Below are 13,281 nucleotides of genomic sequence, written 5' to 3' on the forward strand. Positions count from 1 at the left end.
CTGGTAGAACCGCAAAAATGGCAATTATGGCCAAGAATAGATTATGAAAACTTCAGCAATGCCTGAGCAATTTGATTATGGCTTACTACGGCAATTTGGGCGAATTGTAAAACTTTATTGGCTATCATCACAAAAGTGGCAAGCGATCGCCTCCCTAATATTACTGATATTTCTCTCATTCATTAGCACCGCTATCATGGTAGGCGTGAGTATTTTTTTGGGAGAATTAGAATCATCCTTAGCAGCAGTAGATAACAACCGATTTTTGCAAGCAGTTCTCACATTCCTGGGAATATTATTAATTGGAGTCCCCATACTTTCCCTAAAAGTATACGTGCAATCCCGATTAAGCTTATCTTGGCGACAATGGTTAACAGAATATTTTCTGCATCAATACCTACATCAACGAAATTTTTACGACCTGACCATAACGGCGGACATTGATAACCCCGACCAGCGCATTGGTGAAGATATCGAAAATTTTACAAAACAATCACTCTATTTTGCCGTTGTTCTATGGGACTCGATTTTACTGCTAATTGGCTTCTCTGGAGTCCTATGGCGCATCTCTTCTCCATTAATGGTCTTTTTAATCATTTACGCCATTGTAGGCACAGTAATCACCACAGCAGTCTTTGGGCGAACTTTAGTAGGAATTAACTTTGAACAACTCAAACGAGAAGCGGATTTTCGTTATGGTTTAATTCGTGTCCGAGATCATGCAGAGGCGATCGCATTTTATCAAGGAGAAGCAGTAGAATATCAAGAACTGTGGCAGCGTTTCTTGCGTGTATTTAGTAACTTTACCCACCTAATTCGTTGGCAATTGGGCTTAGACTTATTTCAAAACAGTTATCAATACATCACATTTTTGTTACCAACATTTATTTTAGCTCCTCAGATTCTCACTGGCGAATTAGAACTAGGCGTATCAACACAAGCTGGAGTAGCTTTTCGGAGTATCTTAATTGCATTAGGTTTAGTCGTCAGCCAATTTGAGCAACTAAGTAACTTAGCCGCAGCAGTAACTAGGTTAGACCAACTGCAAAACAGCCTCAAAGAATTACAAAACCCCACTCACCTGAGTCAACCACGACTTAACACAGTGGAAAGTTCCGAAATCAGTTTTGAGAACGTCACCCTACAAACCCCCGATTATCAAAAGATTTTAGTACAAGACTTATCCTTTACCATTTCCCCTGGACAATCCCTATTAATAACCGGTAAAAGTGGTGTAGGCAAAACCTCACTATTGCGTGCCTTAGCCGGACTGTGGCAAGCTGGCACAGGAACCATAACTCACCCAAAGCGTTCCGACTTACTATTTTTACCGCAACGTCCCTATATGATTCTCGGCAGCTTGAGAGAACAGCTACTATATCCCCAATTTAATCACAGCATACCAGAAAATCAGCTCTTAGAAACTTTACAGCAAGTCAACTTAACAGACTTAGTACAACGCTTTGGCGGTTTAGATATAACTACCGACTGGGGAACAGTATTATCAATAGGAGAACAACAAAGATTAGCCTTTGCCCGCTTACTTTTGCAATCTCCCCAGTACGCAATTTTAGACGAAGCCACCAGCGCCTTAGACGAAACCAACCAAACCTTACTATATCAACAACTACAGCAAACTGAAATCACCTATATCAGCGTTGGACATCGAACCTCATTGCGCTCTTTCCATCCCTGGATATTAGAACTCAAAAACAGTAATAATTGCCTCAAACCAATCAAAACTTCGCGTTCCTCCGCGTGAACCTCTGCGCCCCTTTGCGTTAAAAAATCATTACGCAAAATTATGAAAAACGTGCGTGTAGCGCATACCACAAAAGACACTCAGTAAAGAGGGTTTCACAGAGTTATTGCGTAAGTCCTAAAAATCAAACATTCACATCCCCCACTAGACTTAATAACAAAAACTTGCAATAATTAAATTCTAACTATCCGCGCCTCTGCGCCTGGTGCGTGCAAAAAATCCTCCCATTCAGCATATCGAGATGACATCTTCCGAAGCAAGAATCAACCAGGAACTAAAAAACCGCATAGCCGCACTACCGCCAGAAAAACGAGCGTTATTTGAGCAACTTCTCCGCCAACAAACAAATTCCGGCAAATTTTCCCCGCAACAAACTATTCCCCGTCGTCAAGAAAATACCGAATTACCCCTTTCTTTAGCACAGGAAAGATTGTGGTTTCTCGATCAAATTGACCCTCACAATTGTGCATATAATATTGCTATTAGTTGGCAATTAACTGGCAACCTCAACATTCCGGCTTTATTTACCAGTTTACAAACAATTATCCACAGACACGAAAGCTTAAGAACTGCTTTTCCATCCCAGGAAGGTAAACCCTATCAAGAAGTTTTCCCCACGGTTGACTTACAATTACCAGTTATCGACTTACAAAATTTACCACCACAACAGCAAACACAAGCAGCTGAAAATTTAGCCAAACTAGAAGCTAGTCAACCCTTCGATTTAACTCAAGCGCCTCTGATGCGGGTAAAATTAATTCGCCTCACACCACATCAAACTACTTTACTGCTGACGTTACATCATATCATTGCCGATGGCTGGTCACGGGGAATTTTATTGCGGGAGTTGGCGATTTGTTACCGTGCGTTTATCAAGGGTGAAAAACCATCTTTACCAGAATTACCGATTCAGTATGCAGATTTCGCCCTATGGCAGAGGGAATGGCTACAAAAAGAGGAAATGACAGCACAATTGGCGTATTGGCGACAAAAATTAGCTGCATTACCAACTCTAGAACTACCAACCGATTACCCACGCAGCCCCCTGCAAAAGTTTCAAGGAAAAACTGAGTCTTATTTATTGCCAAAAAACCTGTTAGAATCACTCAAAAATTTGAGTAAGCAGCAAGGCGTAACTTTGTTTATGTTGTTGCTAACAGCGTTTAAAATTTTATTACATCGTTATTCTCAACAAGATGAGATTGTTTTAGGAGTACCCAGTGCTAATCGCGATCGCCAAGAGATAGAAGGGTTAATTGGCTTTTTTGTCAATACTTTAGTATTAAGAACAGATATATCTGGAAATCCTACCTTTCAAACCCTCCTCGAACGGATACGCACAACCGCCGCCGACGCTTATCAGCATCAAGAAATTCCCTTTGCCAAAGTGGTAGAAGCATTGCAAATAGAACGGGATTTAAGCCATAATCCCCTTGTGCAAGTGATGTTTCAGGTACAAAATGCAGCGTACCAATTACAAAATGATACCCATTTAGATTTACAACTACCAGATTTAAAAATTCAGCAAACTTGGGTAGAAACTGGCGCAACCAAATTTGACTTAACTTGTCATTTGGTAGAACGTTCGGAAGGTTTGCTAGTGGTGATGGAATATTGCACAGATTTATTTGAACAGCAAACTATCACCCGGATGATTCAGCACTTGCGGATCATACTAACCGCAGTGGTGGAAAACTCCAGCCGCAAAATTTCCGAAATCCCCATTCTCACCCCCCAAGAAGAACATCAAATCCTGGTGGAATGGAATCAAACTCAGGTAAATTATCCCCAAAAGTGGTTACATCAACTATTTGAGTCTCAAGTTGAACGTACACCTGAAAATATTGCTGTTTGTTATCGAGAGCAAAACCTAACTTATCAAGAACTTAACAGCAAAGCCAATCAACTGGCGCATCACTTACAAAATTTGGGTATTGGCTGTGAGTCTTTAGTGGGGATTTATTTAGAACGTTCACCAGAATTAATCATCGCCTTACTAGCAGTTATCAAAGCTGGAGGTGCTTATGTACCCCTAGATAGCAAATTACCACCAGAACGTTTAGCCTATATGCTTCAGGATGCCAAACCTGAAATTTTATTGACAATGGCTGCATCGGTGGCAACATTACCAAACTATGAAGGCACTGTACTGTGTTTAGATGAAGATTGGCAAGCGATCGCTCAAAATCCAGAAAACAACCTCAATCTCATTGTTACAGGTGAAAGCCTAGCTTATATAATTTATACTTCAGGTTCTACTGGTACACCAAAGGGAGTCATGCTTACCCATCGAGGATTAGCAAACTACCTCCACTGGGCAATTGCAACATATCCGGTAACAGCCGGAATGGGTGTACCCGTGCAATCTGCCATTAGTTTTGATGCCACAATTACCAGTTTATATCCTCCCCTGCTCGTTGGTAAAGCTGTGATCTTGTTACCAGAAACAGAGGAAATCGCAGCACTGAGTAACGCCCTGAGTTCTGCAACTAATTTTAGTCTAGTTAAGCTCACCCCAGCCCATTTGAGCATACTGTCTCAGCTTCTACCCCAAAAAGTGCAAACTGGATATCCCCAAGCATTGATTATTGGTGGCGAAGCACTCACCGAACAGCATTTAGAATTTTGGCGGCGTTATTTTCCCCAAACAAGGCTAATTAATGAATATGGCCCCACGGAAACTGTTGTGGGTTGCTGTGTTTATGATGCCACAGATATACCATTAACTAATGCTAATGTTCCTATTGGTCGTCCTATTGCCAATACTCAACTTTATATTTTAGACCAATATTTGCAACCCGTACCTGTAGGCGTTCCCGGTGAACTCTTCATTGGTGGTGCAGGAGTGGCGAGGGGTTATTTAAATCGCCCGGATTTAACGGCAAAAAGGTTTATTAACATAGGGAATGGGGCAAAATATCACCCTACACCTTTATATAAAACAGGCGATCGCACCCGCTACCGCCCTGATGGTACAATTGAATACCTTGGAAGACTAGACAACCAAGTGAAAATTCGGGGATTTCGGATAGAGTTGGGGGAAATTGCCGCCAGTCTGAAAACTCATCCCTCCGTGCAGGAAGCAGTAGTCATCCTGCGAACAGACCACCCAAATCAGCCCCAGTTGGTTGCTTACCTGGTCGGGAATCAAATCAACTCAGAATTAACAGATTTTCGGCAATATCTAGCTCCTAAATTACCAGCTTATATGTTGCCTTCAGCCTTTGTGTGGCTAGAGCAATTACCATTAACAACTAACGGTAAAATTGATAAATTACAACTTCCAGCCCCCCCAGCCAAGGCACAATCAAAGCAAATCGCAGCACGTACAGCCACAGAAATCATCCTGGTAAAAATATGGTCAGAAGTTCTCGGTTCTACCATTGGTATTCAAGATAATTTCTTTGAACATGGGGTAGATTCCATACTCAGTATTCAAATGGTAGCAAAGGCCAATCAAGCAGGAATTAAATTAACTCCCAAACAATTATTCCAACATCAAACCATCGCCGAACTAGCCCCACTGGTAGAAATCGCCCCCGAAACCGCAGCCGAACAAGGATTAGTCACAGGGATAGTGGCTTTAACACCCATTCAGCATTGGCTATTTGAGCAAAATTTGCACAATTGGGATCATTTTAACCAAGCTGTTCTCTTAGAGGTAGCAGCCGACTTAGAAGCAAATTATTTGAGACAAGCAATTGAGGAATTAGTATTACATCATGATATCTTGCGTTCCTGCTTCGTACATCTTTCCTTAGAGGGTACATGGCAGCAAAATATAATTACTCAAAACACAGCCAATAACTATCTCACCGTCATTAATTTAGCAGAATTAGCACCCAACCAACAAAGCCAGCAAATTGAGTTCATCGCCTCCCAACTCCAAGCTAGTTTAGATTTAGCCACCGGAAAATTATTTCGGGTAGCCTTATTTCAATTAGGAAATGGTGAACATAATCGCCTCTTATTTATCACGCACCATTTGGTAATTGATGGAGTTTCATGGCGGATATTACTAGAAGATTTAGTCACAGCCTATCAACAGCTAAAAGTAAATCAAACTGCCGTACAATTACCAGCAAAAACTACATCTTTCCCAGCCTGGTCGCAAAATTTGGTAAATTATGCAAAATCTGAAGTAATAGAGGCAGAATTAACAACTTGGTTAGAAATTCTTCCCCAAGAATCACTCCCATATCAACTTCCCCAACTGGTTACAGAAAAAGAATATAACACTGTTGCATCTGAAGCCGAAATTCAGGTTACACTAGATAGTAGTCAAACTCGCGCCTTACTAGAAGCAGTACCCAAAGCCTACCAGACAGAAATAAATGATGTATTGTTAACAGCTTTAGCACTGACCTTGAGACAATGGACAAAACAAAGTTCCTTGCTGATTGATTTAGAAGCACATGGAAGAGAAGATTTATTTACTAACACAAACATTACTCGGACAGTGGGTTGGTTTACAACAATTTTCCCAGTATTTTTAGAGTTAAAAACTACCAATGATTTGGGGGTAAATTTAAAATATGTTAAGGAACACCTGCGACGAATTCCCCAAAAAGGCATTGGTTATGGAGTTTTGAGATATTTAAGCACAAATAAAAATCTGTCCCAGACTTTACAAGCACTACCCCAATCTGCTATTAGTTTTAATTACTTGGGACAAATAGATTTATTTTCCTCTCAAGGTTGGATTTTGGGATTAGGGAAAGAATCAACAGGCTTATCTTCTCACCCTTTAAATTCACGCCCCTATATATTAAACATTAATGCTTGGATAACTCAATCTCAGTTACAAATCCAGTGGCGATACAGTCATAATTTACATGACAAAGCCACCATTGAATATTTAGCCCAGGAATTTATTAAAACACTACAAGCACTAATTCAACATTGTCAATTAGCAGAGAATGGTGGTTACACACCGTCTGATTTTGCGGGTGCGCGTTTGAATCAGCAACAACTCGACAAATTTTTAAACAAGCTTCAGCCCAAAAAAAGGTAGTGAAAGTGGAAAGCAGCATCATTGACATCTACGAACTTTCTCCCATGCAAGCGGGAATGTTATTTCATACCCTGTATGCGCCTAATTCTGGGGTATATTTTGAGCAGCGTAGTTGTCTGATTCGCGGCGATTTAAATTTAGCAGCTTTCCGTCAAGCTTGGCAAGGTGTAGTTAAGCGTCATTCGGTGCTGCGGACTGCTTTTCACTATTTAGAGTTAGAAAAACCACTGCAAGTAGTTTACGACTGTGTAGAATTACCTTGGCAAGAGTTAGACTGGTGTGGTTTAAAAGTTACTGAAAAAGAAGCTAAATTAACTGAGTTTTTAGAGAGTGACTGTAATTGTGGTTTTGATTTACAGCAACCTCCTTTGATGCGCTGTGCTGTAATTCGCTTAGAAGCCAATAAATACCAGTTTATCTGGAGTCATCATCATTTACTCATGGATGGTTGGTGTAACGGTATTTTATTAACAGAAGTATTTACACTATATAAAGCATTTTGTCAAGAGCAGGATTTAATATTACCACCTCCTACACCTTACAGTAATTATATTCTTTGGCTACAGCAACAAAACCCAGAACAAGCGGAAAATTATTGGCGCAAGCATCTTCAAGATTTTACAGCCCCCACAGTTTTGGGGAATAGAGAAAATAACCAATCCTCAATTCTCAGTCAAAAGTTAAAAGTCAACAGTCAACAAACTGAAACATTACAAAACTTTGTCCGTCAGCATCGTCTCACCCTCAATACCTTAGTACAAGGAGCTTGGGCGTTATTATTAAGCCGTTATAGCGATGAGAATGATGTTATATTTGGTACTACTGTTTCCGGTCGTCCTCCAGAATTACCGCAAGTAGCAAAGATAGTTGGACTATTTATTAATACTTTACCCGTGCGGGTTGATGTAGATGGAGAGAGGCAAATCATACCTTGGCTGCAACAATTACAAGGGGAACAGGTAGAAAGAGAACAATATAGTTATAGTTCTTTGGTAGATATTCAAGGTTGGAGTTCCGTTCCTCGCGGTACACCTTTGTTTGAGAGTTTGCTGGTATTTGAGAATTATCCAGTTTCTATAGAATCAATAATCAAAACTTTTGATCAGACTCTCCAAATTGAAGATACTCAAGGATTTGAAAAAACAAATTATCCTCTGACATTAACAGTAATTCCTGGGCAGGAGTTGTTATTTAAATTTAGTTATGATGTTTCTTGTTTTGATACAGCAACGATTTCACGGCTTTTAGGACATTTGGAAATTTTGCTTGTATCAATGGTGAATGAGCCTGAGCAAAGGCTTGCACAAATATCAATATTAACTCCCCAGGAAAGGCAATTAATATTAAAAGAGTGGAATCAAACCACACAAGCGTATCCAAATTTGTGCATTCATCAGCTATTTGAGGCGCAGGTGGAAAGAACACCTGATGAAATTGCGTTGGTTTTTGGTGAGGAATGTTGGACTTATAGAGAACTTAATCATAAAGCTAATCAACTGGCGCATTATTTGCAGCAGTTGGGGGTAAAACCGGAAACTATTGTAGGAATTTGTTTAGAACGTTCCCCAGAAATGATCATTTCTCTGTTAGGAGTTCTCAAGGCTGGTGGTGTTTATTTACCTTTAGATCCAACTTACCCTGATGAGCGTTTGAGGTGGATTTTGGCGGATGCTCAGGTGGGGGTAATGCTTACGCAGAGGCGCAGAGACGCAAAGGAGGAAGGGAGGGTTGTTTGTTGGGATGCTGATGGGGAGGCCATCGCTATACAATCTATTGAGAATCCTATCATCGATGTCACGGCAGCAAGTTTGGCTTATGTGATTTATACTTCTGGTTCTACGGGTAAACCGAAGGGGGTGATGGTTGAACAGCGATCGCTCACAAATACTATCACGGCTTTACAACAGCAGTTAGGAATATCTTGTACAGACCATTGGTTAGCAATTACGACTATTGCTTTTGATATTGCAGCTTTAGAGTTATTTTTGCCTTTAATTGTCGGAGCGCGGGTTATTTTAACACCACAAACAGCTTTGGTTGACCCCTTGCAGATAGCAGCCATCCTCGAACAGCAGCAAATCACTGTGATGCAAGCTACCCCGGCTACTTGGCGTTTACTTATCGCGCATGGTTGGAAAGGTAAAGCAGATTTAAAAATTCTCTGCGGTGGGGAAGCTTTGGATCAGTCTTTAGCACAGCAGTTGTTATCATCTAGTCAAGAAGTCTGGAATCTCTATGGACCGACGGAAACCACTATTTGGTCAGCAGCACAAAAACTTACCCATAATCAACCTGTTAACATTGGTCATCCCATCGCCAACACCCAATTTTACATCCTTGACCAGCATTTACAGCCTGTTCCCATCGGTGTACCTGGAGAACTATACATTGCTGGTGCGGGAGTCGCCAGAGGTTACTTAAACCGTCCTGAATTGACAACAGAAAAATTTCTCCTCAAAACTCCTCTCTGCGCCTCTGCGCCTCTGCGTGAGAATACCTTATATAAAACAGGCGATCGCACCCGTTACCTCCCAGATGGTACAATTGAATACTTAGGAAGAATAGACAACCAAGTAAAAATTCGGGGATTTCGGATTGAATTAGGTGAGATAGAAGTCGTACTCAGCCAATATCCAGAGGTACAAGCATCTGTTGTAGTGGTGACAGAAAATACATCTGAAGATAAACGGTTAGTAGCTTATATTGTCTCAGAAAATCCAGAAATAACGGATCTGCGCCAATTTTTGGCAAAGTCTATCCCAGATTACATGATTCCTTCTCAATTTATCACCTTAGATACACTACCACTAACTCCTAACGGTAAAATTGACCGTCGCGCATTACCAAAGCCACAATTCAAAACATCATTAGAGATAATTGCACCACGCACACCCACAGAAGAATTACTGCTGAATATTTGGCAAAGTGTATTGAATTTAAATTCAGTGGGAATTACAGATAATTTCTTTACTCTTGGTGGTCATTCTCTATTAGTTATTCATCTGGTTTCCCAAATTCAACAGGTATTTGGGGTGGATATCTCTTTACGACAAATATTTGAAACACCGACAATTTCTGAATTAGCAACGTTAATTGATTCTTCTCAATTATCCCTGTCTAACTCAATTTCTGTGAGGGAAAGTACAGATAAAATATTGCTTTCCTTTGCTCAACAACGTTTGTGGATGCTGGCGCAAATTGAACCTAAAAACCCATCCTACAACGTAGCGGCAGCTTTGCGGCTGAATGGTGATGTGAATATTGATGTGCTGACACAAAGTTTTAAAGAAATTATCCAGCGTCATGAGGTGTTGCGTACCAGTTTTTTGAATGTAGATGGTCAAGGTGTAGCAGTAATCGCACCGGAAATAGATATAAATATCCCAGTTATAGATTTAAGTTTTCTTCCCCCATCTCCACAGCAGCAACTCATCCAGCAACTTGCAAAAGAAGAAAATCAGCAAACATTTAATTTAGCAGAAAGTCCACTTTTAAGAGTCAAATTATTATACATAAATACTCAAGAATATATTTTATTACTAACCATGCACCACATTATTACTGATGGTTGGTCAATTAATATATTCGCTGGAGAAATAGCAAATATATATCAAGCATTTTCTCAAGGAAAACTCTCACCTCTACAACCATTAAAAATTCAATATGCTGATTTTGCTGCTTGGCAGAGACTACAAAGTGATAAATTTAACTATCAACTGGAATATTGGCGACAACAATTAGAATCAGCACCAGAACTATTAGAACTACCTACAGATTATCCGCGTCCGGCGATTCCAACATTTCGAGGTCAGCATCACAGTTTTATCATATCTGGGGAATTAACAGAAAAAATTAAACAACTCGGTCAGGAAACGCACACTACATTATTTATGGTAATGTTTTCGGCGTTAAGTATCTTGTTGCATCGCTATAGTCAACAAGAAAAAATTGTCATTGGTAGTCCTGTAGCGAATCGTCATTATTCTGGGAGTGAGGGATTAATTGGCTTTTTTGCTAATACCTTCGCGCTGTTAATTTATCTAGAAGATAATCTCACAGTGGCGGAATTATTACCACGGGTACGGGAAATGGTGTTATCTGCATATAGCCATCAAGATGTACCATTTGAGCAGGTAGTGGAAAAGTTGGATTTGGGGCGATCGCTCAGTCACTCACCGTTATTTCAAGTTATGCTGGTAGTGGAAAATGCACCTACTCAATCAATAGAAATTCCTGGTTTGCATTGGAGTCCACTAGAAATTGATGGCGGTACAGCAAAATTTGACCTCACCTTAATGATTGCGGAAACAAACGCAGGATTACAAGGTAAATGGGAATATAACTGTGATTTGTTCACAGAAACAACGATTCAGCGATTCACAGAACATTTCCAGAATATTTTGTTGGAAATGATTTCTGAAACTAGTCAAAAAATCTCTGATTTATCTTTGATGAATGGGGGAGAACTTCAGCAAATGATTAGTTTTGGAACTTCCCCAATAAATCCTATATCTAATTGCATACAAGAATTATTTGAGCAGCAAGTCGCAAAATTTGGTGATGAAATTGCAGTTATTTGTCACCATCAAACAATTACTTACTCAGAACTCAACACCAAAGCCAATCAACTTGCATATCATCTCAAATCTTTAGGAGTTCAGCCAGAAATAGCTGTAGGAATTTGCGTTCACCGTTCCCTAGATTTTATCATCGGTATTTTAGCAATCCTCAAAGCTGGTGGTTTCTATGTTCCCTTAGACCCAACTTATCCCCAAGAACGTCTAGAGTTTCTAATTGAAGATGCTCAAATACAGGTACTACTCACCCAACAGCAGCACATCCCCCAATTACCCGATATACCCATCTTCTGTTTTGATACAACAAATCTAACGCCATATCCCACAACCAACCCAGTCCTCGAAACCACACCCGAAAATCTCGCCTACGTCATGTATACCTCCGGTTCTACGGGAGTTCCCAAGGGTGTATGTATACCCCATCGTGGTGTAGTGCGACTCGTTAAAGATTGCAATTATGTAAATTTAAGTGCTGATGAAACCTTACTTCAAGCTGCACCAATAGCCTTTGATGCTTCTACATTTGAAATTTGGGGAGCATTATTAAATGGTGGTTGCTTAGTGATTTTATCTAGTCAACAACCCACATTAGCAGAAATCGGACAGACTATTACAGATTACCAAATTACTACACTTTGGTTAACCGCCGGCTTATTTCACCTGATGGTAGACGAACATCTTGAGAGTTTAAAATCGGTTAAACAATTAATAGCTGGTGGTGATGTTTTATCTGCGGTTCATATTAACAAATTGCGGCAAAATCATCCTGAATGTCGAGTAGTTAACGGTTACGGCCCTACAGAAAATACTACCTTTACCTGTTGTTATACAGTTACTGATATCTGTGAGGGTAACACTGTTCCCATCGGTCGCCCTATCAATAATACACAAGTTTATATTCTCGATAAGCACCTCAACCCTTTACCCGTAGGCGTTCCCGGCGAGTTATATATTGCTGGTGACGGACTGGCGCGTGGTTACTTAAGTCAACCAACTTTAACAAATGAAAGGTTTATTCAGCATCCTTTGTCTAGTCACTTATATAAGACAGGCGATCGCGCCCGGTACTTAATAGATGGTACAATTGAATACTTAGGCAGATTAGATAACCAAGTTAAAATCCGGGGGTTTCGCATTGAGTTGGGTGAAATTGAAGCAGTATTAAATCAGCATCCAGCAGTAAAAGAATGTGTAGTTATTGCCCGTGAAAAACAACTCATAGCCTACATTATACCTTTAGATAGTACACCAGATAATCTGAGAGAATTTCTACAGCAGCGTCTCCCTGATTATTTGATTCCTAACTTTTTTGTATGTTTAGAAAATTTACCTCTAACAGCAAATGGTAAAGTAGATAGACAACATTTACCAGCACCGGAAGTTACAATTTCTCCAGATGGAAATGTACCACGTACTGATATAGAAGCGAAATTAGCAGAAGTTTGGTCATCAGTTTTGAATTTGTCCCAAGTGGGTATTTATGATAATTTCTTTGCCCTTGGTGGTGATTCAATTTTGGCAATTCAGTTAATCAGTCGTGCTAATCAGGTAGGTTTACAATTAACTCCTAAGCAAATTTTTCAACATCAAACTATTGCTGAACTTGCAGCAGTTGTTACTCCTAATAAATCTTCTCTACCGCCGCAAGGTATGGTTACTGGTGCTGTGCGGTTAACTCCGATTCAATATTGGTTTTTTGAGCAAGAGTTGGTGAATCAGCATCATTTTAATCAGGCGGTTTTTTTAGAGTATTCTGAGAAGTTACAACAGCAAGTTCTGGTTGATACCATCAAATATTTATTGCTGCATCATGATATGTTGCGGTGTCAATTTGTAAGTGGGGATTTATTCACGCAGAGACGCAGAGACGTAAAGGAAGACATAGGAGAAATTGTTGAATTAGGGGATGTTCCTCTGGTTTTTTGTGA

At 40.1% G+C, this 13,281-nt stretch carries 3 protein-coding genes; all 3 read left to right on the forward strand.

Annotated elements, in window-relative coordinates; translation table 11 throughout:
- Nucleotides 1-43 precede the first annotated feature (43 nt).
- A complete protein-coding gene (locus tag VB654_RS07925) occupies nt 44-1,762 on the forward strand; it encodes an ABC transporter ATP-binding protein/permease (RefSeq protein WP_323213138.1) in 1,719 nt (572 codons plus the stop codon).
- A 241-nt stretch (nt 1,763-2,003) separates the two neighbouring features.
- Nucleotides 2,004-6,776 carry a non-ribosomal peptide synthetase gene (locus VB654_RS07930; RefSeq protein ID WP_323213139.1) on the forward strand — a complete coding sequence of 1,591 codons (4,773 nt, stop codon included), beginning with the start codon at nt 2,004-2,006 and terminating at the stop codon, nt 6,774-6,776.
- Nucleotides 6,777-6,820: 44 nt separating this feature from the next.
- A partial coding sequence (locus VB654_RS07935; protein WP_416235670.1) for an amino acid adenylation domain-containing protein occupies nt 6,821-13,281 on the forward strand: 6,461 nt, incomplete at its 3' end.

It is taken from the genome of Nodularia sp. UHCC 0506 (genome assembly GCF_034931045.1).
In the GTDB taxonomy this organism is placed as follows: Bacteria; Cyanobacteriota; Cyanobacteriia; order Cyanobacteriales; family Nostocaceae; genus Nodularia.

What these genes read in the sequence shown, in the direction of transcription:
- VB654_RS07925 (WP_323213138.1), top strand. Translation starts at nt 44, where the DNA reads ATGAAAACTTCAGCAATGCCTGAGCAATTTGATTATGGCTTACTACGG.
- VB654_RS07930 (WP_323213139.1), top strand. Translation starts at nt 2,004, where the DNA reads ATGACATCTTCCGAAGCAAGAATCAACCAGGAACTAAAAAACCGCATA.